This window comes from Ideonella oryzae, from assembly GCF_024055665.1.
Classification (GTDB): domain Bacteria; phylum Pseudomonadota; class Gammaproteobacteria; order Burkholderiales; family Burkholderiaceae_C; genus Ideonella; species Ideonella oryzae.
The window spans coordinates 84,909-109,880 of sequence record NZ_JAMXMC010000011.1 but is presented as its reverse complement, the minus strand read 5'-3'; the positions used below and the strand labels follow the sequence as shown (position 1 = coordinate 109,880).

21 protein-coding genes are annotated in these 24,972 nt (G+C 66.2%); 15 read left to right on the top strand and 6 right to left on the bottom strand.

Translation table 11 applies throughout. From position 1 onward, the window contains the following. Complete coding sequence (locus M0L44_RS18235; RefSeq protein ID WP_252771351.1) at positions 1-270, bottom strand: DUF4902 domain-containing protein; 270 nt, start codon at positions 268-270, stop codon at positions 1-3. 205 nt (positions 271-475) lie between these two features. On the opposite strand from M0L44_RS18235, the gene M0L44_RS18230 reads away from it, so the two are divergent. From M0L44_RS18230 to M0L44_RS18215, 4 genes are all read left to right on the top strand, one after another. Beyond that, entirely contained in the window at positions 476-1,240 is a 765-nt protein-coding gene (locus M0L44_RS18230) for an autoinducer binding domain-containing protein (RefSeq protein WP_252771349.1), read from the top strand. Positions 1,241-1,359: 119 nt separating this feature from the next. After that, positions 1,360-1,518: a hypothetical protein gene (locus M0L44_RS18225; protein WP_252771348.1), complete on the top strand. Its 159-nt coding sequence runs from the start codon at positions 1,360-1,362 to the stop codon at positions 1,516-1,518. 230 nt (positions 1,519-1,748) lie between these two features. Beyond that, on the top strand, positions 1,749-3,011 hold the full coding sequence (locus M0L44_RS18220) for a beta-barrel domain-containing protein (protein WP_252771346.1): 1,263 nt from the start codon (positions 1,749-1,751) through the stop codon (positions 3,009-3,011). A gap of 10 nt (positions 3,012-3,021) precedes the next feature. After that, entirely contained in the window at positions 3,022-5,169 is a 2,148-nt protein-coding gene (locus M0L44_RS18215; RefSeq protein WP_252771345.1) for a peptidase domain-containing ABC transporter, read from the top strand. A 14-nt stretch (positions 5,170-5,183) separates the two neighbouring features. Here the strand turns inward: M0L44_RS18215 and M0L44_RS18210 are convergent, their stop codons facing one another. Then, a complete protein-coding gene (locus M0L44_RS18210; RefSeq protein WP_252771343.1) occupies positions 5,184-5,372 on the bottom strand; it encodes a YgaP family membrane protein in 189 nt (62 codons plus the stop codon). 124 nt (positions 5,373-5,496) lie between these two features. After that, entirely contained in the window at positions 5,497-6,180 is a 684-nt protein-coding gene (locus tag M0L44_RS18205; protein ID WP_252771341.1) for a Crp/Fnr family transcriptional regulator, read from the bottom strand. Between the two features lie 130 nt (positions 6,181-6,310). On the opposite strand from M0L44_RS18205, the gene M0L44_RS18200 reads away from it, so the two are divergent. Beyond that, the gene (locus M0L44_RS18200) at positions 6,311-6,571 is read left to right on the top strand and encodes a DUF2061 domain-containing protein (protein ID WP_252771339.1); all 261 of its coding nucleotides are present in this window, start codon (positions 6,311-6,313) and stop codon (positions 6,569-6,571) included. On the opposite strand, the gene M0L44_RS18195 is transcribed toward M0L44_RS18200, so the two are convergent. Beyond that, positions 6,487-6,774 (bottom strand): YkgJ family cysteine cluster protein, encoded by a 288-nt coding sequence (locus tag M0L44_RS18195; RefSeq protein WP_252771337.1) that lies wholly within the window; start codon positions 6,772-6,774, stop codon positions 6,487-6,489. The genes M0L44_RS18200 and M0L44_RS18195 overlap by 85 nt on opposite strands. Positions 6,775-6,896: 122 nt before the next feature. Between M0L44_RS18195 and mnmG the strand changes: the two genes are divergently transcribed. The 3 genes from mnmG to M0L44_RS18180 all read left to right on the top strand — a co-directional run bounded on the left by mnmG (position 6,897) and on the right by M0L44_RS18180 (position 10,563). Further along, positions 6,897-8,909, top strand: a complete 2,013-nt coding sequence (gene mnmG / locus M0L44_RS18190) for a tRNA uridine-5-carboxymethylaminomethyl(34) synthesis enzyme MnmG (RefSeq protein ID WP_252771336.1) — start codon at positions 6,897-6,899, stop codon at positions 8,907-8,909. A gap of 17 nt (positions 8,910-8,926) precedes the next feature. Continuing rightward, the gene (rsmG, locus tag M0L44_RS18185) at positions 8,927-9,598 is read left to right on the top strand and encodes a 16S rRNA (guanine(527)-N(7))-methyltransferase RsmG (RefSeq protein WP_252771334.1); all 672 of its coding nucleotides are present in this window, start codon (positions 8,927-8,929) and stop codon (positions 9,596-9,598) included. 152 nt (positions 9,599-9,750) lie between these two features. After that, positions 9,751-10,563: a ParA family protein gene (locus M0L44_RS18180; protein WP_252771441.1), complete on the top strand. Its 813-nt coding sequence runs from the start codon at positions 9,751-9,753 to the stop codon at positions 10,561-10,563. A gap of 22 nt (positions 10,564-10,585) precedes the next feature. Here M0L44_RS18180 and M0L44_RS18175 read toward each other — a convergent pair whose 3' ends face one another. Further along, positions 10,586-11,266: a hypothetical protein gene (locus M0L44_RS18175; protein WP_252771332.1), complete on the bottom strand. Its 681-nt coding sequence runs from the start codon at positions 11,264-11,266 to the stop codon at positions 10,586-10,588. Between the two features lie 73 nt (positions 11,267-11,339). Next, on the bottom strand, positions 11,340-12,281 hold the full coding sequence (gene argC, locus M0L44_RS18170; protein WP_252771331.1) for an N-acetyl-gamma-glutamyl-phosphate reductase: 942 nt from the start codon (positions 12,279-12,281) through the stop codon (positions 11,340-11,342). Between the two features lie 92 nt (positions 12,282-12,373). Here argC and M0L44_RS18165 point away from each other — a divergent pair, with 92 nt between their 5' ends. The 7 genes from M0L44_RS18165 to M0L44_RS18135 all read left to right on the top strand — a co-directional run bounded on the left by M0L44_RS18165 (position 12,374) and on the right by M0L44_RS18135 (position 24,969). Next, positions 12,374-12,943: an RBBP9/YdeN family alpha/beta hydrolase gene (locus M0L44_RS18165; protein ID WP_252771329.1), complete on the top strand. Its 570-nt coding sequence runs from the start codon at positions 12,374-12,376 to the stop codon at positions 12,941-12,943. Positions 12,944-13,051: 108 nt separating this feature from the next. Further along, positions 13,052-13,813: a LuxR C-terminal-related transcriptional regulator gene (locus M0L44_RS18160; RefSeq protein ID WP_252771327.1), complete on the top strand. Its 762-nt coding sequence runs from the start codon at positions 13,052-13,054 to the stop codon at positions 13,811-13,813. 64 nt (positions 13,814-13,877) lie between these two features. Then, positions 13,878-14,786, top strand: a complete 909-nt coding sequence (locus M0L44_RS18155; RefSeq protein ID WP_252771325.1) for a ParB/RepB/Spo0J family partition protein — start codon at positions 13,878-13,880, stop codon at positions 14,784-14,786. 404 nt (positions 14,787-15,190) lie between these two features. Next, the gene (locus M0L44_RS18150) at positions 15,191-17,113 is read left to right on the top strand and encodes a PrkA family serine protein kinase (protein ID WP_252771324.1); all 1,923 of its coding nucleotides are present in this window, start codon (positions 15,191-15,193) and stop codon (positions 17,111-17,113) included. 59 nt (positions 17,114-17,172) lie between these two features. Beyond that, the gene (locus M0L44_RS18145) at positions 17,173-18,456 is read left to right on the top strand and encodes a YeaH/YhbH family protein (protein ID WP_252771322.1); all 1,284 of its coding nucleotides are present in this window, start codon (positions 17,173-17,175) and stop codon (positions 18,454-18,456) included. Next, positions 18,453-20,066: a SpoVR family protein gene (locus tag M0L44_RS18140; protein ID WP_252771320.1), complete on the top strand. Its 1,614-nt coding sequence runs from the start codon at positions 18,453-18,455 to the stop codon at positions 20,064-20,066. The genes M0L44_RS18145 and M0L44_RS18140 overlap by 4 nt, the downstream gene beginning before the upstream one ends. A gap of 97 nt (positions 20,067-20,163) precedes the next feature. Then, positions 20,164-24,969: an RHS repeat domain-containing protein gene (locus tag M0L44_RS18135; RefSeq protein ID WP_252771319.1), complete on the top strand. Its 4,806-nt coding sequence runs from the start codon at positions 20,164-20,166 to the stop codon at positions 24,967-24,969. Positions 24,970-24,972: the final 3 nt, after the last annotated feature.

Sequence of the window (24,972 nt, the reverse complement as noted above, 5' to 3'; positions counted from 1 at the left end):
TCAGGCCTGGCGCAGCGAGCGCCACACCTCGTCCTGCCAGGGCAGCTGGTGGATCAGGCCGTTCAGGTGCAGGGAGGCCTCGTTGCTGGTCATCACCGCGCCCTCGTCGCTGACCAGACGCAGATTGGTCAGCACACCCATCGGATCGGCCATGGCGACCACGCCTTCGTTGATTTCCACCCAGTCCCACAGCAGGCCGGCCTCGGGTTGGGGGGAGGATTCGCACCACAGGGTCTGTCCGCACAGGGGATCGCGGGGGCTTCCGCGCATCACACGCGTGCCAACGTGCACAAAGCGACAAGTTTGTGGCCGGTTTGCCTGCCAAAATACCGTCGGCCACAAATACAAGGACCAGGGGGGTGGCATGGCGCCGCGCGAGCGCGAGGGTGCATGAGCATTCGGTAGCGAGAGCATGGCGATAGTCTGGAATGGACGACGTGCGTGAGCTAGATGTAAGACCTGTCAGGGATGCCTGGTGGATCCCGGCCTGCGCGGTGCGGGAGGCAGCGCCGTGACCGCCGGCATGCTGCATGGCAGCTTTTTGTCGGTCATGCAGGCGCAGACTGAAGCGGATTTCCGCGAGGAGGTCATCCGCTTTGCGCAGGATCTGGGCTTTGCCTATGTGTCTGCGATGACGGTCATCGACCATTCGCTGACCCATTCCGATTTCTTCACGGTGGACAACACGCCCGCGAATTTCCTGGACGTGTTTGGCAACCACCAGTTGTGGCGACGCGATCCCGTCATGCAGCACTGCAAGCGGGGCACCGTGCCCATCCTGTGGGACCAGGCCACCTATGTCCGCAACGGGGTGGAGGAGCTCTGGGAAGAGCAGGCGGCTTTTGGCTATCGCACGGGGATTGCGCTGGCGATGCACCTGCCGCAGGGGCGACATTTCACCTTCGGCGTGGACCGCGACCAGGCCTTGCCCAGGGAGCCCGCGGCTCTGACCCGGATCGTGGCGGACATCCAGCTGTTTGCCGTGCATGCGCAGGAAGCGGCCTTGCGCCTCTTTGTGGCACCCAACGCGGTGGCGCTGGAGCGGCCCAAGCTGACCCCCCGTGAACTGGAGGCCTTGCGCTGGACCATGGAGGGCAAGACCGCCTGGGAGGTGGGCACGATCCTGGGCATCAGCGAGCGCACGGCGGTGCTGCACCTGCAGAATGCGATGCACAAGCTCGAGGCGAGCAACAAGCACCAGGCGGTGCTCAAGGCGCTGCGCCTGGGCCTGATCCACTGAGCAGGGGATGTGTTGCGGAGGGTGACGCCCTGTAAGAGTTGACAGTGTCGCCAAAAGCGGGGACTTGGTTCAATGACTTCACGCGCTAGATGCGCACCGATCAACGGAGTCAAGCCACCATGAAGCAAGTCCTGAAGTCCATCGTTTCCAACACCCTGGGCGCGCTGCGTGCCAAGACTGCCGCGGTGCAACCGCTGCAACAGCTGTCGACCACCGAGCTGCGCGCTGTGGTGGGCGGCACCCAGGCCGTGGATGCCCTGCCCAAGGGCGGCTGGTAATCCGAAGACAAGAAAACAAGACGCTGTCATCGTGAATCGGCCTGGGGAGGGCGATTCTCTGTTCACGCACCATCAGGGAAGACAAGTCCAGACTTAGGACGTGTTGGGATCTCTCGACGGCGGCCACGGGAAACCGGGCCGCCGTCTCTTTTTGAGGCCTGTCGAACGCCCTATCATCGGCCCGCCATGCAGTTCACACAGACCACCATCCGATGCCTCGCGAGGGCCGGATGAGCCTGTTCCGACCCGAGGCCCTGCGCCATCGTCAGGGGGAGTGGCTGGGGAGCCTGCAGCTGTCTCAGCCGCTGCCCCTCGCCTGGGTCACCGCCGGTGTGGTGGTGTGCGTGCTGGCCCTGGGGCTGTTCCTGGCCTGGGGACAGGGCAGCCGGCGCGTGCATGTGAGCGGGGTGTTGACACCCGCAGGCGGCCTGGTGCGCATCGTTCCGCCCCAGGTGGCACGGGTGCAGCGCCTGGTGGTGCAGGAGGGCCAGCGGGTGCAGGCCGGGCAGCTGCTGATGACCCTGGCCGTGGGCGACCCCCGCCTGGCCGGCACGCCGCAAGGCCAGCTGCAGCAGACCTTCGATGCCCGGCTGCAGAGCCTGGCCGACACCGAGCAGCAGACCCGCCGGGTGGCCGAGGCGGAGCAGCAGTCGCTGTCCCAGCGCATCGAGGCCTTGCAGCGCGAGCTGCAGCAGCTCGAGCAGCAGGTCCAGTTCCACCAGCAGCGTCTGGCCCTGGCCGAGCAGGCCCAGGCCCGGCTGGAATCGCTGGCGGGGCAGCAGTTCGTCTCTACCGCCCAGGTGCAGGCCAAGCAGGAAGAGGTGATGGGGCTGCGCGCCGACGGCGCTGCCCTGTTGCGCCAGCGTGCTTCGCTGAGCCGTGACCTGGCCGGCCTGCAGGCCCAGGCGCGCGAGCTGCCTGCGCAGACCGCCCAGCAGCTGCAAGGCCTGGCCCGGCAGCGCGATGAGATCCGCGAGACGGCGACGCGCGCCGACCCGGCGGCCGCGGATCGCGTGCTGCCCGTCACCGCGCCGATGGCCGGCACCGTCACCGCGATCTACGCCGGTGCGGGCCAGGCGGTCAGCGACGAGTTCGCGATGGCCAGCCTGTGGCCCGCCGCGGCGCCGCTGCAGGCCCACCTGTACGCGCCCTCCAGCGCGCTGGGTTTTGTGCGGCCAGGGCAACCGGTGCGCCTGCGGCTGCAGGCCTTCCCTTACCAGAAGTACGGCTGGCTGGATGGCACGGTGAGCCAGGTGGCCCAGGCGCCGGCCCAGGCCACCGAGCTGGCCAAGTTGCCGCTGGCCCCTGCGGCGGGGGCGCCGCAGCCCCTCTACCGCATCGTCGTGACGCTCTCGGCCCAGACCATGCGCGCGGGCGGCCAGGCTCAGCCCCTGCAGCCGGGCATGCAGCTGGATGCCGACATCCAGCTGGAACGCCGCCGGCTGATCGAATGGGTGCTGGAGCCCCTGCTGGGTTGGCGCCAGCGCTGGTGAGAGAGACCGCATGACCGAGCCGACCGCTGCCACCGCCCCCGAGCCCTTGCGCGGCCTGCGCACCGGATGGGGCCGCCGCCGCGTGCCCCTGGTGTTGCAGACCGAGGCGGCCGAATGCGGCCTGGCCTGCCTGGCCATGGTGGCCGGCGCCCATGGGCTGGACACCGACCTGCCGGCCCTGCGCAGCCGCTTCCAGATCTCCATGAAGGGGGCCACGGCCGCCGACGTCTGCGAGATGGGTGCGGCCCTGGGTCTGGCGCCGCGCGCCCTGCGGGCCGAGCCCGAGCAGCTGGCCCAGTTGAGCCTGCCGGCGGTGCTGCACTGGGACCTGAACCACTTCGTCGTGCTGGCCGGGCTCAAGCGCGGCGTGGCGACCGTGCACGACCCGGTGCGTGGCGTGCGCCGACTGAGCCTGGCCGAGCTGTCGCCGCATTTCAGCGGGGTGGCGCTGGAGTTCACGCCCACCGCGGCCTTCGTGCCCCGGCGCGAGCGCCAGCCGGTGCGCCTGCGTGAGCTGATGGGCCGGGTGCTGGGCTGGAAGCGGGCCCTGGGCCAGGTGCTGCTGCTGGCGCTGGCGCTGGAGCTGCTGGTGCTGGGCAGTCCCTTCTTTCTGCAGTGGGTGGTGGACAGTGCCCTGCCCACCGGCGACCGCGACCTGCTGCTGACCCTGGGCGTGGGCTTCGGCGGCCTGGTGCTGCTGCAGTCGGTGGCGGCGGCGGCCCGTTCCTGGGCGGTGCTGCACCTGTCCTCCACGCTCAAGCTGCAGTGGCTGGGGCAGGTCTTCGCCCACCTGCTGCGGCTGCCGCTGGAGTGGTTCGAGCGCCGCCATACCGGCGATGTGTGGTCCCGATTTGCTGCGGTGCAGCAAATCCAGGATGCGCTGTCGATGCAGTTCTCCGAAGCGGTGATCGACGGTCTGATGGTGCTGCTGACCCTGGTGTTGATGCTGGCCTACAGCCCGGCCCTGACCGCCGTGGCGGTGGCTGCTGTGGCGCTGTACGCGGTGCTGCGCTGGGCCCTGTACCGGCCGATGAAGGAGGCCTCCGAGGAGGCCCTGGTGCACGAGGCGCGCAAGAGCAGCCACTTTCTCGAGTCGCTGCGCGGGGTGGGCGCGATCAAGCTGTTCAATGCCCAGGGGCGGCGCCAGTCGCGCTTTCTGAACCTGGTGGTGGATGCGATGAACGCCAGCCTGGTGGCCCGCCGCCACGAGCTGGTGCTGGCGGTGGGGCAGCGGCTGATCTTCGGCCTGGAGCGGGTGGCGGTGGTCTGGTTGGGCGCGCTGGCGGTGATGGACCAGCAGATCAGCACCGGCATGCTGTTCGCCTTCCTGGCCTACCAGGAGCAGTTCGCCACCCGTTTTGGCGCATTGATCGACAAGGCCGGCGAGCTGCAGCTGCTGCGCCTGCAGGGCGAGCGCCTGGCCGACATCGTGCGCACGCCGCCCGAGGAGGATGCCGGCACGCCCTTGCCCGCGGGCACCGTGCTGGCGGGCCGGCTGACGGTGCGGGGCCTGCACTTCCGCTATGCGGATGTGGAGGCCGAGGTGTTACAGGACATCAGCTTCAGTGTGGCGCCGGGCGAGTCGGTGGCCATCACCGGGCCGTCGGGCGGCGGCAAGACGACGCTGCTCAAGCTGCTGCTGGGCATCTACGGCCCGCAGGCCGGCGAGATTTCCATCGACGGCCTGCCGCTGGCCCGCCTGGGCCGCACCCGCTGGCGCAACCTGATCGGCACGGTGATGCAGGACGAGCCGCTGTTCGCCGGCTCCATCGCCGACAACATCGCCTTTTTCGCGCCCGACCCGGACCGTGACTGGATCGAGGCCTGCGCGCAGCAGGCTGCGGTGCACGAGGAGATCCTGGCCATGCCCATGGGCTACGCCACCCTGGTGGGCGACATGGGCACCAGCCTGTCGGGCGGGCAGAAGCAGCGCATCCTGCTGGCCCGGGCGCTGTACAAGCGCCCGCGCATCCTGCTGCTGGACGAGGCGACCAGCGCGCTGGACGTGGACCGCGAGCGCCGGGTGAACCTCGCGGTCCAGCAGTTGCAGCTGACGCGCATCATCGTGGCCCACCGGCCCGAGACCATCGCCAGCGCCCAGCGGGTGCTGGTGCTGAAGGACGGCCGCCTGGTCGAGGACCGACCGGTCGGCGGCTGAAGCCGCCGCTCAGCTCACTTCATCGGGCAGGTCTTGATGCCCAGCACCGTGTAGAGCGGGCAGATGCGCAGGGCACCGGTGGCCAGCGGCACGATGCCGATCCAGCCCCAGACGCCGATGGTGCCGGTCAGGGTGAGGGCGATCAGCACGAGGCCGACGAGGATGCGGGCGATGCGGTCGAAACCGCCGACATTGGCTTGCATGAGTCTCTCCTGGTCTTGGATAGGCACGCTCTTGAGGGAGCGCATGGACGTACTGTGCGCCCGGCGGTCCGGCCCGGTCTGTGACTGGGGTCACACAGCCGACTGCGCAGGGGCCGGGGCGCGCTCAGCCGCCGGAGGCCAGCTGGCGCAGGGCGGCGGCGTCCAGCACCTCGATGCGCTCGCGTCCCAGGCGCAGCCAGCCGGCCCGTTCGAAACGCTTGAGCAGCCGGGTGACGATCTCGCGCACGGTGCCCAGCTCGTCGGCCAGGGCCTGGTGGCTGCTGGCCACCACCGCGCCGTGGCCCAGCAAGGTGCCGGCCAGGCGCTGGTCCAGGCGCTGGAAGGCCACGGCCTCGGCCAGGGCCATCAGGTCGGCCAGGCGGTCGGCGAAGATGCCGAAGACGAATTGCCGGAAGCCTGCGTCGATCACCCAGCGGTCGAAACCGCGGGGGCTGAGTACCACCAGCTCGGTGGGCTCGGTGGTGGCGCCATGGGCCACCATCAGGCTGTGACCGAACAGGCAGGAGGTGGAGGCCACGCACAGCTCGCCCGGGCCCACGCGGTAGAGCTCCAGCGAGCGACCGTTCTGCGCACCCCGCGCCACCCGCACCTCGCCGGAGAGCACCAGCGGAAAGCCCTGGCAGGGGGCGCCTTCCTGGAACAGCGGCACCTGGGCCGGCACCGTCATCACCGCGGCGTCCTCGGCCAGCACGCTGTCCCGCAGCGCGACGGGCAGGGCGGCCACGGCCGGATAGAGCGCGGACAGCTGTTCGGCCAGGGACAGGGGAGACGGGGACGGCGCGGGCATGGTGGCAGTGTATCGGTGGCCGGACGGTGAGCGGCTATGGCCACCATGCAGAGATTCGATGCCGCGGCGGGCATCGGTTTAGGACAATGAGAACCGTTCTCAACGATTTCACCCACCCACGGAGTCCACCATGGCCAAAACCCTCAGCTTCGGCGCCATGCACGTCGGCATCGCCTTCGGCCTGGGCTATGCCTTCACCGGCAGCGTGGCCACGGCCGGGGTGCTGACCGTGGTGGAGCCGCTGTGCAATATGGTGGCCCACCACTTCTTCGAAGGCTGGTGGGAGCGCCGCGAGCACGCACGGGCTCAGCCCGCGGGCGAGGTGGGGGCGTTGACCGGCGTCGGATTCGTGGCGGCTTCCAGTCCGCCCAGCCAGGTCATGGCCTGCTGACGGCTGTCACCGCACATTTCGGGCGAGGGCTGCAGCGAGCCGCAGACCGCCGGCCGCCGTGGATCGCCAAAGATCTGGCAGCGGTCCTGCGCATCCAGCTGCACGCAGCGCACCCCGGCCGGCTTGCCCTGGGGCATGCCCGGAATGGGAGAGGAGATCGACGGGGCGATGCAGCAGGCGGCGCAGTGCGGGCGGCAGTCCATGGTGAGATTGTTCCACGTGAAACAGCGGCGGCGGCTTCGCCGTGGGCAGGGTCTTGGCTGGGTCGGTGACGCCCAAGGGGGAGCGGCTTAAAATAGAGGGTTCGCCTCGCAGGAGCCTGCTCGTGCTGTATCCCAAGGAATTCGACGTCATCGTGGTGGGTGGTGGCCATGCCGGCACCGAGGCCGCCCTGGCCGCGGCCCGCATGGGCTGCGCCACCTTGCTACTCACCCACAACATCGAGACGCTGGGGCAGATGAGCTGCAACCCCTCGATCGGCGGCATCGGCAAGGGCCACCTGGTCAAGGAGGTGGACGCGCTGGGCGGGGCCATGGCCCTGGCCACCGACGAGGGCGGCATCCAGTTCCGCATCCTCAACTCCAGCAAGGGGCCGGCGGTGCGTGCCACCCGGGCCCAGGCCGATCGCATTCTCTACAAGGCCGCCATCCGCCGTCGCCTGGAGAACCAGCCGAACCTCTGGCTGTTCCAGCAGGCCGTGGACGACCTGATGGTGGAGGGCGACCGGGTCGTCGGGGCGGTGACCCAGGTGGGCATCCGCTTCCGGGCCCGCGCCGTGGTGCTCACGGCCGGCACCTTCCTGGATGGCCGTATCCATGTGGGCCTGCAGAACCACAGCGGTGGCCGGGCGGGAGACCCGCCGGCGGTCAGTCTGTCGGCCCGCTTGAAGGAGCTGAAGCTGCCCCAGGGTCGGCTCAAGACGGGCACGCCACCTCGCATCGACGGGCGCAGCATCGACTTTTCCAGGCTCACCGAGCAGCCCGGTGACGGGGTGGGGCTGGTGGACCGTTGGGGCGAATCGGCCCCGACGGGACCCGAGGTGCCGGTGTTCAGCTTCCTGGGCGAGGCGAGCATGCACCCGCGCCAGTTGCCCTGCTGGATCACCCACACCAACGAACGCACCCATGCCATCATCCGCTCCGGCTTCGACCGCAGCCCGATGTTCACCGGCAAGATCGAGGGTGTGGGCCCGCGTTACTGCCCCAGCATTGAGGACAAGATCAATCGCTTCGCGGACAAGGACTCGCACCAGATCTTCCTGGAGCCCGAGGGCCTGACCACGAACGAGTTCTACCCCAACGGCATTTCCACCAGCCTGCCCTTCGACATCCAGCTGGCGGCGGTGCAGTCCATGCCAGGGCTGGAGAACGCCCACATCCTGCGGCCGGGCTACGCCATCGAATACGACTACTTCGATCCGCGCGAGCTCAAGTCCACCTTCGAGACCCGGCAGATCCAGGGCCTGTTTTTCGCTGGCCAGATCAACGGCACCACCGGCTACGAGGAAGCGGCCGCCCAGGGCCTGTACGCTGGGGCCAATGCCGCCCTGCAGGCGCTGGGGCGCGAACCCGTGGTGTTGGCGCGCGATCAGGCCTATCTTGGCGTGCTGGTGGACGACCTGATCACCAAGGGCGTGAGCGAGCCCTACCGCATGTTCACCAGCCGGGCCGAGTTCCGCCTGCAGCTGCGTGAGGACAATGCCGACGCCCGCCTGACCGAGCTGGGCCGTTCGCTGGGCCTGGTGGACGATGCGCGCTGGGACGCCTACGCCCGCAAGCGCGATGCTGTTTCACGTGAAACAGAGCGCCTCAAGTCGACCTGGGTCCACCCGGGCATCTTCCCCGCCGAGGCAGCCGAGCGGTTGCTGGGCAAGACCATCGAGCGCGAGTACAGCCTCTGCGATCTGCTGCGTCGCCCGGGCGTGGGCTTCGACACGGTGGCCGAGATCGCTGCACTGACCCGACCGGACGCTGGTGTTTCACGTGAAACACTGAACACCGAGTTGGGCGAGTCTCTGGCCTCTGCGGTGGTGGAGCAGGTGGAGATCGCTACCAAGTACGCCGGCTACATCGACAAGCAGCAGGAAGAGGTGGGGCGTGCCCAGGCCTATGAGCGCCTGAAGCTGCCGGCCGACCTGGACTATGGCCAGGTGACGGCCCTGAGCCACGAGGTGCGCCAGAAGCTCAACCGCCACCGCCCGGAGACCCTGGGCCAGGCGGCGCGAATTTCCGGCATCACCCCGGCGGCCATCTCCTTGCTGCTGGTGCACCTGAAAAAGAAGCGCCTCGCGGGTTTTGCCGCCGAGGTCACCGACGAATCCAGTTCCGCGCAGGCCTGAGGGCGCTGCGCCACCCCATGACCCATCCGCTCCATGCTGAGCTGACCCAGGGCCTGTCCGCCCTGGGCCTGCTCCTGTCCCCCGAGACCGAGCAGCAGCTGCTCGACTACCTGGATCTGATCGCACGCTGGAACAAGGTCTACAACCTGACCGCCGTGCGCGAGCCCCGGGACATGTTGCGCCAGCATCTGCTGGACTGCCTGGCGGCCGTGCCCCTGCTGGACAGGGCCGATGCTGCCCGCGGGGAGAACGGCCACGCCGCTTGGCGCATCCTGGACGTGGGCAGCGGCGCCGGTCTGCCGGGCGTGGTGCTGGCCATCGTTCGTTCGCAGTGGCAAGTGACCTGTGTGGACACGGTGGCCAAGAAGGCCAGCTTCATCCGCCAGGTGGGGGCCGAGCTGGGCTTGCCCAACCTCCAGGCGGTGCACCAGCGGGTCGAGGCCATGGACACGCCGCCCTTCGATCTCATCACCTCTCGCGCTTTCGCCTCCCTGGCAGATTTCATCGCGCTCACCCGTGAGCGCCTGGCGCCGCAGGGCCAGTGGGTGGCCATGAAGGCCCATCTGACCGAGGATGAGCGCGCGGCTGTGCCGTCGGATGTGCAGATCACTGGCGTGTCGCCGCTCACCGTGCCGGGCCTGGACGCACAGCGCTGCCTGGTCTGGATGCGTCCTGCCACGAGCCTTTGATCTGCACAGCCCGCCCACAGGGTGGGCACAGCTTGTTCCGGGGTTTGTCCCCAGCCTTGTCCACAGCCTTCGTCGCGTTTTCTGTTGCGTGAGGGGAGGGCGGCCGGCCCGCCCTCGGCGACAATGGCCGCTTTCCTGCCCACCGCATGCCCATGTCCCGGATCTTCTGCATTGCCAACCAGAAAGGTGGCGTCGGCAAGACGACCACCTGTGTGAACCTGGCCGCAGGCTTGGCCGGCATAGGGCAGCGGGTGTTGTTGGTCGACCTGGACCCGCAGGGCAATGCAACGATGGGCTCCGGCGTGGACAAGCGCACGCTGGGCCACAGCGTCTACGACGTGCTGCTGGAAACCGCCTCCATCCCCGAAGCCAAGGTGCGCTCGGACAAGGGCGGCTACGACGTGCTGGGTGCCAACCGGGAGCTCTCCGGCGCGGAAGTGGAGCTGGTGGCGCTGGAGCGCCGCAACGAGCGCCTGCGCACCGCCCTCAAAGCGGTTGATGCAGACTATGACTTCGTGCTGATCGATTGCCCGCCCAGTCTCAGCATGCTGACGCTGAACGGGCTGTGCAGCGCCCATGGCGTGATCGTGCCCATGCAGTGCGAGTACTTCGCGCTCGAGGGCCTGACCGATCTGGTCAACACGATCAAGCAGGTGCATGCCAACCTGAACCGGGACCTTCAGCTCATCGGCCTGTTGCGGGTGATGTTCGACCCGCGCATCACGCTGCAGACCCAGGTCAGCGACCAGCTCAAGGCCCACTTCGGCGACAAGGTGTTCGACACCGTCATCCCCCGCAACGTGCGCCTGGCCGAAGCGCCCAGCTACGGGCTGCCGGGCGTGGTGTTCGACCCGGCCTCCAAGGGTGCGCAGGCCTTTGTGCAGTTCGCCCAGGAGATGGTGGCGCGGGTGGCTGGCGAATTGCCGGCTGATACTGCGGCGGGCAGCCCGGTCGTCAGCAGCTGAGGGCGGCGGTGGCCGTTGGCGCTCAGAAGTCGCGCGTCAGCAGCAGGCCCACATGGTTGGAGCCGACGTGGCTGGGGGCCACCAGGCCATAGATGCCCGAGCGGTGGTGGATGCGCAGCGCCAGGGCCCAGCCGGGCAGGGCGTCATGCCGCAGGGCGATCTCCGGGGCCATGTAGAACAACGTGGCGTAGTTCTTCTCGTCGGTGTGGTTCGGGTTGTCGTAGGGCGGGTTGTTCAGAGCGTGGGACAAGCCGAAGCTGCCCGCCACGTCGATCTTCAACCCCTGCCATTGCACACCGGTGGCTCCAAGGCGCCAGCCTGCCACCAGTTCATCGGAGTGCAGCAGCCCGTTGTGGTGAAAGGCCCCGAACTCCAGCCCGGTGAACACCGGCATGCCACCCCATTCGCCCCAGGCATTCACCCAGCCCGGGTTGTCCAGTGAACGACGGACGACCAGGCCGGAGATGTAGCTGTTCTGATCCCGCAGATCGCCACTGAAGGCATGGGGGATCAGGTCGAGCAGGTTGTCCTTGTACAGCTTGCCGCCGAACAGGCCCACGGACCAGACAGGTGCCTGCGCGGGGCTCAGCGTGGACGGGGACTGGGGGGCTTCGCTTTGGGCCAGGGCTGCTGGAGCCCATGCGCCGGCCGCCGCCAGCCCCACGATGGCCGCCAACGGCCGTACTGCTTTGAACACGATCATGTTCGCAGTATGTAACGCCGGGGATGCTCGGCACATCCCATCAACTGAAGAGGTGTGGCGTCTACCCCGCAGATCAGAGCCCCGCGCCCTCGTCCAGCCCCAGGTGCACGTTCATGGCCTGCACGGCCGCGCCGCTGGCGCCCTTGCCCAGGTTGTCCAGGCGGGACATCAGCAGCACCTGTTCGTCGTTGGCAAAGACGAACAGATCCACCCGGTTGGTGTCGTTGCAGGCCTGCACATCGAAGAAGCCACTGGCCAGGGTGTCCGGATCGGCCAGGGGCATGACCCGCACGAAGCGCTCGCCGGCATAGCGCGCGGCCAGGGCCTGCTGCAGGTCGGCGGCCGTGGCGCCGCCTTTCAGCTGCGAACGATGCAAGGGCACACTCACGGCCAGGCCCTTGTAGAACGGGCCCACCACCGGCAGAAACACCGGCGGCTGGGCCAGGCCGGTGTGGGCCTTCATCTCGGGCAGGTGCTTGTGGGCTAGGCCCAGGGCATAGGGGCGGGGGGCTTGCAGGGCCGGGTCGCCGCCGGCTTCGTACTGCTCGATCATCTTCTTGCCGCCGCCGGAGTAACCGGTCAGCGAGGTGGCCGAGATGGCGGCATCGGCCGGCACCAGGCCCGCATCCACCAGGGGGCGCAGCAGCAGGATGAAGGCGCTGGCGTGGCAACCGGGGTTGGCAATGCGCTTGCTGGCGCGGATGGCGTCGCGCTGGCCGGGGGCCAGCTCGGGCATGCCAAAGGTCCAGCCCGGCACGGTGCGGTGGGCGGTGCTGGCGTCGATCACGCAGGTGGCCGGGTTGCTCAGCAGGCTCACCGCCTCGCGCGAGGCGGCGTCGGGCAGGCACAGAAAGGCCACGTCCGCCGCATTGAGCAGGCGCGCGCGCTCGGCGCTGTCCTTGCGCTTGTCGGCGTCGATGCGCAGCACCTCCACATCGTTGCGGCTGGCCAGCACCTCGTGGATGCGCAAGCCGGTGGTGCCTTCCTGGCCGTCCACGTAGATCTTGAATGTCATGCTGCGGTCCTTCTCTTCTGCCTGGACGTCAGCATGCGGCGGCTGCGCCAGAATCGGGGCCCCGAAGCATAAGGCAAGCGCAGGTCCCCACGGTGTCAACGCATTCATCCGCGCCACGCATTCTCCTGCTGCCGGGCTGGCAGGATTCCGGCGAAGGCCACTGGCAGACCCGCTGGGAGGCGGTGCACGGCGACGAACGTGTGCGCCAGCACGACTGGCTGTGGCCGCGCCGGGGCGACTGGATGGCCCAGCTGGAAGAGGCCGTGCTGGCCGACGAACGGCCGGTGGTGCTGGTGGCCCACAGCCTGGGCAACCACCTGGTGGCTGCCTGGGCCGATCACAGCCGGCAGGTGGGACGGGTGGCGGCGGCCCTGCTGGTGGCGCCGCCCGATCTGGACCGACCGGAGCTGCCGCCCCAGCTGTTCAACTGGCGGCCGATGCGCCTGCCCCGGCTGCCGTTCCCGGCCCTGGCGGTCTACAGCGAAGACGACCCTTGGTGCAGCCCCGAGCGCGCCCGCTGGCTGGCCGACCAGTGGGGCGTGTCCAGCCGCTCGATCGGGTTGCGGGGCCATGTGAACCACGACTCCGGCCTGGGCGACTGGCCCGAGGGGCGGGCCTGGCTGCAGGCGCTGATGACCCCCGGGGGCCTGCCCGTGGCCTGAGCGGCTGGCGGGTCTGTCATCGGCGCTTCACCGGCGCTGCCTAGCCTGGGCCCTCTTTTCCCCAGACGTGAGGGCCGCCCGGTTGAAGGCCGCGTGTGGCAGACCACCATGACCACACCGCTTTCCGGCCCGCCCGATGGCGAGGCCCTGCTGCGCGCCGCCGAGGTGGCGGGCACGGTGCGCAACCGACACCAGTTTTTCCTGTGGCTGCGCCTGCACCTGCACCGCTTCGTGCCGCACGAGCTGTTGCTGTGCCGCATTGGCCGGCTCCGTGCCGGCGCCGAGCACCGGGTGGAGGTGTTCAATTGCCTGCCGCTGGACGAGGGCTTGGTCGAGGCGTTGAACGCGCCGCAGGGGCCGCTGTGGCGCCAGCTGCAGGAGGCCTGGGTGAACGGCGGGCGCCGCCCCGTCCTGCTGCCGCTGGACCGGTTGGCGGCGCAGGAGGGCCTGGCCCTGCAGGCCGCCGGCTATGCCCAGCTGGCGGTTCATGGCGTGGATGGCACGGCCGGCATCCATCCGCCCTTGCTGCTGGCCCTGGGCCGTCCCCAGATCCAGGTGCTGGAGCCCACGACCACGCTGGCCGGTCTGCAGACCTGGCTGCCGCACCTGCACTTCAGCGCCGCCCGTGCCCTGCAGGAGGGCGAGGGCCAGGCGGTGGGCGACGCCGACCGGCCGCGGGTGCTGACCGAGCGCGAGCTGGAGGTACTGCGCGCGATGCGGGTGGCCCGCAACAATGCCCAGATCGGCGAACAGCTGGGCATCAGCGCGCTGACGGTGAAGAACCACCTGCGCAAGATCATGCGCAAGCTGGGGGCGGGCAACCGGGTGCAGGCGGTGGCCGAGGCCATGGCCCGCCACATGATCAGCTGAGCCGCGCAAGCCTCTTGCGCCAGCCCGCAGGGCCGCAGGCTGCCGATCGCGGACAATGCGCCGCATGGCAAGCAAGAAACCCAAGGGCCTCGGGATGGGGCTGGAGGCCCTGTTGGGTCCCAAGGTCACCGAAGCCCCCGCACGCGAGGCCGGTCGCGAAGGCCCGCCCAGCGTCCTGAAGATCGCCCAGATGCAGGCCGGCAAGTACCAGCCGCGCACCCGCATGGACGAGGGTTCACTCTACGAACTGGCCGAGAGCATCAAGAGCCAGGGCATCATGCAGCCCATTTTGGTGCGTCCGGTGGGCGATCCGGTGCAGCAGCGCTACGAGATCATCGCCGGCGAGCGCCGCTTCCGTGCCGCTCAGCTGGCCGGGCTGAACGAGGTGCCGGTGCTGGTCAAGGCCGTGCCGGACGAAGCCGCGGCCGTCATGGCCCTGATCGAGAACATCCAGCGTGAGGACCTGAACCCGCTGGAAGAGGCCCAGGGCCTCAAGCGTCTGGTCGACGAGTTCGGCTTGACGCACGAGCAGGCGGCCCAGTCGGTGGGCCGCTCGCGCAGCGCGGCGTCCAACCTGCTGCGCCTGTTGAACCTGGCCGAGCCGGTGCAGAAGATGTTGATGGCCGGTGACCTGGACATGGGCCACGCCCGGGCCCTGCTGCCCCTGGCCGCGGCCCAGCAGATCCTCACCGCCAACGAGGTGGTGGCCCGGAAGCTGTCGGTGCGCGATGCCGAGAAGCTGGCCACCAAGGCGCTGCAGCCGGAGAAACCCGCCAGCGGCAAGGCCGCGTCTGAGAAGTCGCGCGACATCGTGCGACTGGAGGAGCAACTGGCGGATCTGCTCACGGCCCAGGTGGAGATCCGTGTGCAACGCAAGACGCGTCGCGGCGAGCAGGGCGAGGTCGCCATCCGCTTCGCCTCGCTCGACGAGCTCTCGGGCCTGCTGGACAAGCTGGGCCTCACCGAGCGCTGAGCTCGCTCGCCGGCCTTTGGGGTCTTCCACACGGGTCAACCCCGTGTCATCGACGTCAACCCTCTTGCCGCGCGGCGCGTTCGGCGAGAGGATGGCCTCATGGCTGTACGTTGGCAAAGACCCTGAAGGTCTTGCTGCCGGGCAGACACCATGGGCACGGCTTATGCTGATGAGCCACAACAGGAGTTCTGTTGAAACTGAGAGAGAAAAGGCCGCTTGATTCCAGCCTTCCTTTGGTGGGTGTGGCCCCAAGCTTCTTTGCACGCACTTTGCTGAACTGAATGCATCCCTGATCGGAACGCTCTGATGGCGCCCGGGCCGAGTCAAGCCGGGACTCCATCAAAACTTTCCAGACGCTGACCGGAGTCATGCCCGGCTGCGCCTTCCCTGCCCAGGAGGTCAACATGGATGTGATCAGCACCTTTGCCGCCCGCTACGAGCGCACCCGCGAGGAAGAGATGTCCCTCGAGGACTACCTGGCGGAGTGCAAGCGCAACCCCCTGGCCTATGCCACGGCCGCTGAGCGCATGCTGCAGGCGATCGGCGAGCCGCAGATGGTCGACACCCGGCACGACCACCGGCTCTCGCGCATCTTCGCCAACAAGGTCATCAAGATCTACCCGGCCTTCGCCGAGTTCTATGGCATGGAGGACGCGATCGAGCAGGTCGTTTCCTACTTCCGCCATGCCGCGCAAGGGCTGGAGGAGAAGAAGCAGATCCTCTACCTGCTGGGCCCGGTGGGGGGTGGCAAGTCCTCCATCGCCGAGCGCCTGAAGGCGCTGATGCAGGAGGTGCCCTTCTACGCCATCAAGGGCTCGCCGGTGAACGAATCGCCGCTGGGGCTGTTTGATGTCGAGGAAGACGGCCCGCTGCTGGAGGAGCAGTACGGCATTCCGCGGCGCTACCTCAACCGCATCATGAGCCCCTGGGCCGTCAAGCGCCTGGAGGAGTACGGTGGCGACATCCGCCAGTTCAAGGTCGTCAAGCGCTACCCCAGCATCCTCAAGCAGGTCGGCATTGCCAAGACCGAGCCGGGTGACGAGAACAACCAGGACATCTCCAGCCTGGTGGGCAAGGTCGACATCCGCAAGCTCGAGAGCTATGCCCAGGACGACCCCGATGCCTACAGCTACAGCGGCGGCCTGTGCCTGGCCAACCAGGGCCTGCTGGAGTTCGTCGAGATGTTCAAGGCGCCGATCAAGGTGCTGCATCCGCTGCTGACGGCCACGCAGGAAAGCAACTTCAAGGGCACGGAGGGCTTCGGTGCCATTCCCTTCGATGGCGTGGTGCTGGCCCACAGCAACGAAAGCGAGTGGAAGGCCTTCCGCAACAACAAGAACAACGAAGCCTTCCTGGACCGCATCTACATCGTCAAGGTGCCGTACTGCCTGCGCGTCAGCGAGGAAGTCAAGATCTACGAGAAGCTGCTCAAGGGCTCCTCGCTGGCCCATGCCACCTGCGCGCCCGGTACGCTGAAGATGATGAGCCAGTTCGCCATCCTGACCCGCCTGAAGGAGCCGGAGAACTCCAGCCTGTTCAGCAAGATGCAGGTCTACGACGGCGAGAACCTCAAGGACACCGACCCGCGCGCCAAGAGCTACCAGGAGTACCGCGATTACGCCGGTGTCGACGAAGGCATGAGCGGCATCTCCACCCGCTTCGCCTACAAGATCATCTCCAAGGTCTTCAACTTCGACAGCCAGGAGGTGGCGGCCAACCCGGTGCACCTGATGTACGTGCTCGAACAGCAGATCGAGCGCGAGCAGTTCCCGGCCGAGACCGAGCAGAAGTACACCGCTTTCATCAAGGAACTGCTGGCACCGCGCTACGCCGAGTTCATCGGCAAGGAGATCCAGACCGCCTACCTGGAGAGCTACAGCGAGTACGGGCAGAACATCTTCGACCGCTACGTCACCTATGCCGACTACTGGATCCAGGACCAGGAGTACCGCGACACCGACACCGGCGAGGTCTTCGACCGCGCCAGCCTGAACGGCGAGCTCGAGAAGATCGAGAAGCCCGCCGGCATTGCCAACCCCAAGGACTTCCGCAACGAGATCGTCAACTTCGTGTTGCGCGCGCGAGCCAACAACGCGGGCAAGAACCCGGTCTGGACCAGCTACGAGAAACTGCGCTCGGTGATCGAGAAAAAGATGTTCTCCAACACCGAGGAGCTGCTGCCGGTCATCAGCTTCAACGCCAAGGCCAGTGCCGACGAGGCCAAGAAGCACGAGGACTTCGTCGACCGCATGGTGCAGAAGGGCTACACGCCCAAGCAGGTCCGCCTGCTGTGCGAGTGGTACCTGCGCGTGCGCAAGAGCAGCTGATTGGGTCCCCTGGTCGGCCGGTTGGCCGGCCAGGGCCAGAAGTCTGACCGAGGAATGCGATGCTGCAGCAGATCATTGACCGTCGGCTTGCGGGCAAGAACAAGTCGATCGGCAACCGCGAGCGCTTCCTGCGGCGCTACAAGCAGCAGATCCGCGAGGCCGTGCGCCGCGCGGTGGACGGACGCGGCATCCGCGACCTGGAGCGCGGCGAAGAGGTGCACATCCCGAAGAAGGACATCTCCGAGCCCGTCTTCCACCACGGCTCGGGCGGCCAGCGCGACATGGTGCACCCGGGCAACCAGGAGTACGTGACGGGCGACCGCATCCAGCGCCCGCAGGGCGGAGGCGGCAAAGGGCAGGGCAAGGGCCAGGCCAGTGACTCTGGCGACGGGGAGGACGAGTTCACCTTCGCGCTGTCCAAGGAAGAGTTCATGCAGGTCTTCTTCGAGGACCTGGCCCTGCCACACCTGATCCGCACCCAGCTGGCCGAGACGCCCGAGTGGAAGACCCACCGGGCCGGCTTCTCCAGCGACGGCACGCCCAACAACCTGCATGTGGTGCGCTCCATGCGCGGCGCATTGGGCCGGCGCATCGCGCTGGGTGGCGAATCGCGCCGCGAGCTGCATGCGCTGGAAGACCTGGTGGCTCAGATGTTGCGCCAGCCCCCGGACGATCCGGCCGTCAAGCAGCAGCTCAAGGAGGCGCAGGAGCGCATCGCCGCGCTCAAGGCCCGGCTGGGTCTCATCCCCTTCCTCGATCCGATCGACCTGCGCTTTCGCAGCCGGGTGCGGGTGCCGGTGCCCACCAGCAAGGCGGTCATGTTCTGCCTGATGGACGTCTCCGGCTCGATGGATGAGCAGCGCAAGGAGCTCTCCAAGCGTTTCTTCATCCTGCTCTACCTCTTCCTCACCCGCCACTACGAGAAGATCGAGCTGGTCTTCATCCGTCACCACACCCAGGCTCAGGAGGTGAGCGAGGACGACTTCTTCCACGCCCGCGAGACCGGGGGCACCGTGGTGTCCAGCGCGCTGGAGTTGATGGACCAGATCATCCGCGAGCGCTACAACCCCACCGAGTGGAACATCTACGGCGCCCAGGCCAGCGACGGTGACAACTGGCACCACGACAGCGGCCGCTGCCGTGAGCTGCTGGCCGAGAAGCTGCTGCCCGCCTGCCGCTACTACGCCTACGTGCAGGTGGCCGAAGAGGAGCAGAACCTCTGGGAGGAGTACACCCGCCTGGGCGAGAGCCATCCGAACTTTGCGATGCGCAAGGCGGTGGAAGCCTCCGAGATCTACCCGGTCTTCCGCGACCTGTTCAAGAAGGAAGGGGCCACGACATGAGCGACTTCTCGCAAGAGCGCCGCTGGCACGACGACCACGCCAAGATCCCCGAAGGACAGGACCGTCGCAAGGGTCGTCTGGCTCTGCAGGCACCGTTGCCGCCCGGCCCGCGGCCCGAGCATCCGCTGCCCGACCCCAGCGACTGGACCTTCGAGCTGATCACGCAGTACCACGAGGTGATCGACCGCACCGCGCGTCGCTTCGGGCTGGACACCTACCCCAACCAGCTGGAGATCATCACCGCCGAGCAGATGATGGACGCCTATGCCAGCGTGGGCATGCCGGTGAACTATCGGCATTGGAGCTACGGCAAGGAATTCATCGCCACCGAGAAGAACTACAAGCGTGGCCACATGGGCTTGGCCTATGAGATCGTCATCAACAGCAACCCCTGCATCAGCTACCTGATGGAGGAGAACACGATGGCGATGCAGGCCCTGGTCATCGCCCACGCGGCCTACGGTCACAACAGCTTCTTCAAGGGCAACTACCTGTTCCGCATGTGGACGGACGCCTCGTCCATCATCGACTACCTGGTCTACGCCAAGAACTACGTGGCCCAGTGCGAGGAGCGCTACGGCGTGGACACGGTGGAGGAGTTCATCGACTCCTGCCATGCACTGCAGAACCACGGCGTGGACCGCTACCGCCGACCGACCAAGAAGTCGCTGGCCGAGGAACTGGCGCTGCGCAAGGACCGCGAGGCCTATGCCCAGCAGCAGGTCAACGACCTCTGGCGCACGCTGCCGCGCAAGGCCGAGGCTGCCGAGGAGGCCCCCGAGGCCCGGCGCTTCCCGGCCGACCCGGAGGAGAACCTGCTGTACTTCGTCGAAAAGAATGCACCGCTGCTGGAAGCCTGGCAGCGCGAGATCGTGCGCATCGTGCGCAAGGTGGCGCAGTACTTCTACCCCCAGCGCCAGAGCCAGGTGATGAACGAGGGCTGGGCCACCTTCTGGCACCACAGGCTGCTCAACACCATGTACGACGACGGCTACCTCACCGATGGTGTGATGATCGAGTGGCTCAAATCGCACACCAACGTCATCTACCAGCCCCGGGTGGGCGACCGCGGCTACAACGGCCTGAACCCCTACGCGCTGGGCTTTGCGATGTACACCGACATCCAGCGCATCTGCGAGCGGCCCACCGACGAGGACCGCGCCTGGTTCCCCGACATCGCCGGCAAGCCCTGGCTGCCCACGCTGGACCAGGCCATGCGCAACTACAAGGACGAGAGCTTCATCGGCCAGTTCCTCAGCCCCAAGCTGATGCGCGACTTCCGCCTCTTCGCCATCAGCGACGACGACCGCCAGCCCACGCTGGAGGTCAGCGCCATCCACGACGAATCCGGCTACCGCCAGGTGCGCGAGGCGCTTTCGCGCCAGTACGACCTGGGCGCGCGCGAGCCCAACATCCAGGTCTGGAACGTCAACCTGCGCGGCGACCGCAGCCTGACCCTGCGCCACACCCAGCACAACAACCGGCCGCTGGACGACAGTGCGCAGGAGGTGCTCAAGCACGTGGCTCGGCTCTGGGGCTTTGGCGTGCACCTCGAGAGCGTCAACAGCCAGGGCGATGTGACGCGGCGCTGGAGCGTGGCGGCACCTTGAGTTTGGCGTTCTGAAGCCGACACCCCTTCCTTTTGGGGATCCCGTTGATTTCGATTTGCCATAACGTCCGACTCATTCAAATGAGGGAGAGGCGTTCATGGCAAATTGGATGCGTGCTGTCGTCCTGGCATGGGCCGGTTGTGCCGCTTGGCATGGTGTTGCTCTGGCGGATGAATACGACGAGGCCTACAAACGCGTTGGGGCCGTCAAGACCATTGCCAGCTACGGGACCGATCTCTTCGGTGACCGAGTCAATTTGTATGATGGTGGGCTTGAGTTCGTCCAGCCCGATATCTCCCTGCCGGGCAACAACGCGCTTCCTGTCGCCGCAGGCAGGCGCTTGGTTGCCGGGACCCAAATCAGTGTCAGTTCAACCAACCCGACGGGTTCATTTGGTGACTGGCAGTTGGAGGTGCCGCACATCCATGGGACGTTCTCGTCTGGTCTGAATAAAGGTTGGGCGACCACCACAGGAACCTACACGCGGTGCACGAACTTCGGTGTTCCAATCGGTGGAACGGATACCAGTGGAACCTATGGCGCGTTCGGTGAATCCTTCTGGCACGGGACATTTCTCTACGTTCCAGGCCAGGGCGATCAAGAAATGGTCAAACGCTCTGCGGCCAATCAGGCGGCTCCGAGTGGTAACGCATCCAAATATCCTATTGTGACCCATGGGGGGTATCAGGTTGCCTGTGGGATCAATCTGGTCAATGGTCAGGGTGAAGGGTTCGTCGTCGTATCGCCGGAGGGGGTTACTTACCGCTTTGACACCATGATGAAGTGGTACGCGCCCAACTATCCTATCAGCCCTGGATCGGCAGAGTTGGCTGGGCGAAAAAGGCGAGATTCCGCGCCTTCGGTGGCAGCCAATCCGACGATGATGACCGCTGAGTATTGGATCGTGCCTAGCTTGGTGACTGATCGTTTTGGGAATACCGTCTCCTATAACTGGGACTCATCGGATGCGCATAAGTTAAATTCGATCGTTGCAAGCGACGGTCGTCGTCTGGACTTCTCTTATTCTGGCTCGCCGATCGTCACCCAAATCAGCGACGGTTCGCGAGTGTGGAAGTACGGCTATACAAATGGGTCTTTGACTTCGGTTCAATTGCCTGATGGAAGCGCGTGGGGCTTCAATCTTGGAAGCATCGAGAAGAGCATCAGCTACTCTGTGCCTCCCAGCAGCTGTGAGTCGGTGGGGACACCATATTCCTCGGTTTATACCGGAACGATCAGCCATCCGTCAGGTGCCACAGGCACCTTTCAAATGGGCAGTGTCAATCACGGACGGGCAAAGGTTCCCAAGTTGTGCTTGTCCAAGGGCGGGTCTCCTACGGAGACTTACTCTCAATACCCGCGCTACTTCGCACAACTCTCTCTGAAGTCCAAGCAGATCACCGGTCCCGGATTGGCAGGACTGTCCTGGGCTTACAGCTACCCGACCGCGGTGGGCTCTTGGGACAACTGCACCAGCAACTGCGGCGGCACCAAGACAGTTCGCGTCACCGATGGGCAAGGGCGGGTCACCGATCACACCTTCGGCACGGTGTGGGGTGTCAACGATGGGCAGTTGTTGGCCCTGGCGGAGGGTGACGGTAGCTCGGTGCTGCGCACAACCACGACCACTTATGCCGCGTGGGCAGACGATGGTGGGCAACCTTTTCCCAAGGAAGTCGGCTTCAGCGAGGCCGAGGGCGACCATTTTGCCACCGAGCAATTCACCCCTGAGCGAGAAAAGGCGATCACTCTGCAAGGTGTGACTTTCAAGTGGCACGCCAATGCCTATGACGCCTTTGCACGCGCCATTGATGTGACCAAGAGCAGCACCCTCGGTTACAGCCGGCGTGAACTGTATGGTTATCAGGACTTCACCAACCTGTGGGTGCTGGGGCGCCTCAATACGGTGACGGACGCTGCCAACAACCAGCAGATGGAGGGTCACTGGTATGACACGCTGGCCCGGAAGACATCTGACTACGAGTTTGGCTTCTGGCGTGGCATCTACACCTACAACGCCGACGGGACAATGGCCACGGTCACCGATGGTGCCCAGGATGCCCACAAGATCAAGCTTACCGACTACTACCGCGGCGTACCGCGCACCATCACCTATCCAGATGCACGCACAAAGAAGTCGGTCGTCAATGGCTACGGCAAGATCACAGCGCTGACGGACGAGGCCGGATACACGACCAACTACGCTTACGACGCGCTGGGGCGACTCAAGCAAATCACCTATCCCAACGACACGGTGAGCTACAGCCCCACCGTGGTGACCTTTGCCCAATCCACAGGGTCCGAGTATGGCGTACCAGCGGGTCACTGGGTGCAGCGCCTGACTACGGGCAGTCTGGTAGAAGAAAACTATTTTGATGGCCTGTGGCGCCCTATCATCTCGCGCCGCTACGACAGCGCAAACGCCGGGGGCACCTCGCGCTTTATCGTGCGCTCCTTTGATGAAGACGGCCAGCCGCTGTTCGAGTCCTACCCCATGGCCAGCCTCACCACTTGGTCTGGCCAGTACGCTGGCACGAGTACGTTGCGCGATGTCTTGGGGCGGCCTTATCAGGTCTTGGCTTCCAGCGAACTGGGCACCCTCAAGACCACGATCGATTACCTGAGTGGTTTCCAGACACGCACCACGAACCCGCGGTCGTTGGCCACCACCGTGAGCTACCAAGCGTATGACCAGCCGGTGGACACCTGGCCGGTGTCGCTGGTGGGCCCGCTCTACACCAACAGCGTTACCCGCAACAACTATGGCAATGCGTTGGTCGTGACGCGCAGCGGCAGCTTCCAGGGCAGCACGCTGCAAGCCACCACCAACTACGTCTACGACAAGTACTTCCGGCTGTGCAAGGTCATCACACCGGGGGGCTATGCCGAAGTTCAGAGCTATGACGCCGCCGGCAACGTGGCTTGGCATGCCGATGGTCAAAGTCTGAGCAGTACCACCGATTGCCAGCAGGGCTCGGTGTCGGCGACGGCCAAGACCAGCTACGGCTACGACAGCCGCAATCGCCTGTTGACGACCAGCTATGGCGATGGCGTGACGCCCAACATCACGCGCACGCTGACGCCGGACGGCCTGCCAGACACCGTGACCAAGGGCGCCACCGCCTGGAGCTACGACTACAACGCGCGCCGGTTGTTGACCACCGAAGCCCTGACGGTTGGCGGCAACTCGTATGCCTTCACCCATGTGTACGACAGCCTGGGCAACACCAGCGGGCTCGTCTATCCAAACGGGACCACGCTGAACTTCAGTCCCAACGCCTTTGGTGAAGCCACGGCCGTGGGTAGTCATGTCACGGGGGTCACCCGCTACCCCAATGGTGCTGTGTCTGGCTACAGCTATGGCAATGGCATCAAACGCACTGTGGGGCTCAATGGTCGTTACCTGCTCCAGTCAATCAAGGACACGGGGGCCAGCTCGCCCATCAACGACAGCTACGCCTACGACCCCAACGCCAACATCGCCAGCATCACGGACAGCGCGCGCAGTGGGCTGACCACCCGCAGCATGGCCTATGACGATGCAGATCGCCTCACCGGTGTGACGTCCAGCCAGCAATGGGGGGCAGCGAGTTACACCTTCGATCCGCTGGACAACATCCGCACGATGACCCGGCAGAACCAGAACATCACCCTGGGCTACAACGGCGCCAACCGCATCAGCGGTCTTACCGTGAACGGGCAGGCCTGGGCCGTTCAGCAGGATGATGGTGGACGGGTCACCCAACGCGGGCCGCTGGTTCTGAGCTGGGACCAGGAAGACCGCCTGACCGGTGTCACAGGTCCGGCCACGGTGGGCTATCAGTACGACGGCCTGGGCCGTCGCGCCCTGGTGACCAATGCGGATGGAAGTCGGCTCATCACCGTCTATGGCAAAGATGGCCAGCTGTTCTACAAGCAGAGCCTGGCGGCCAATGGGCAGGTGAGCAACACCACACTGCACGCCTACCTGGACGGCAAGCTCGTGGCAGAAGTGAGCAACGGCGTCGTGGCCTATGTGCACACCGATGGCCTGGGCAGCCCCGTGGCGCGCACCAACAGCGGCGCGGCCCTGACCCAGCAGGTGCAATACGACCCCTGGGGGGACGGCTGGGCGGGCACCAACCCCAGCGCGGTGGGCTACGCAGGGCACCACCATGACACCACCACGGATCTGGTGCAGATGCAGCAGCGCTACTACGATCCCCTCATCGGTCGCTTCCTCAGCCCGGACCCGGAACCCACTAACGCCAACACCGGGGAGAACTTCAACCGCTATTGGTACGCCAACAACAATCCTTATCGGTATACGGATCCGGATGGACGATTCAGTGATGCCGACTGCAGGGCGATGGGGGGCAATTGCCAAAGTTCTGCGTCAAGCTCAAACGGTTCCCGGCGCCGGGAACAACTGGTCGCCACGGGTGCAGTGCTAGGCGGAACAACAGGTACAGTGATCGCTGGTGGCTGTGCGGTGGCATCCGGTGGAGTGTGCGGCTTAGGAGCCCCAACAATTATTGGAGGTAGTGTCACTGCCGGTGCTCTTATCGGCGGACTGATTGACAGGGCAGCTTCTTGGCTTGAAGGTGTCCTCCTTAGTGAGGGTGCAAATAGCAACGTACCAAGCAATGTCGGACCTGGGCCAAATGCCGGCGAATCGGTTCCCGCTGGCCCCACTCCTAGGCCTACAAAGGAACAGCAGGACAAAATTAATGAGATCGGCAATCGGGATGGCTGCCACACATGCGGTACTACGACTCCCGGAACAAAGAGTGGTAACTGGGTAGGCGATCATCAAGACCCAACTAAGCTCAATCCAGATGGCAAGCCGCAAAGGTACTACCCTCAATGTCGAGGTTGCAGTAACGAACAAGGTGGACGTATTCGATGGCTGTCGGGTGTGTGAAGG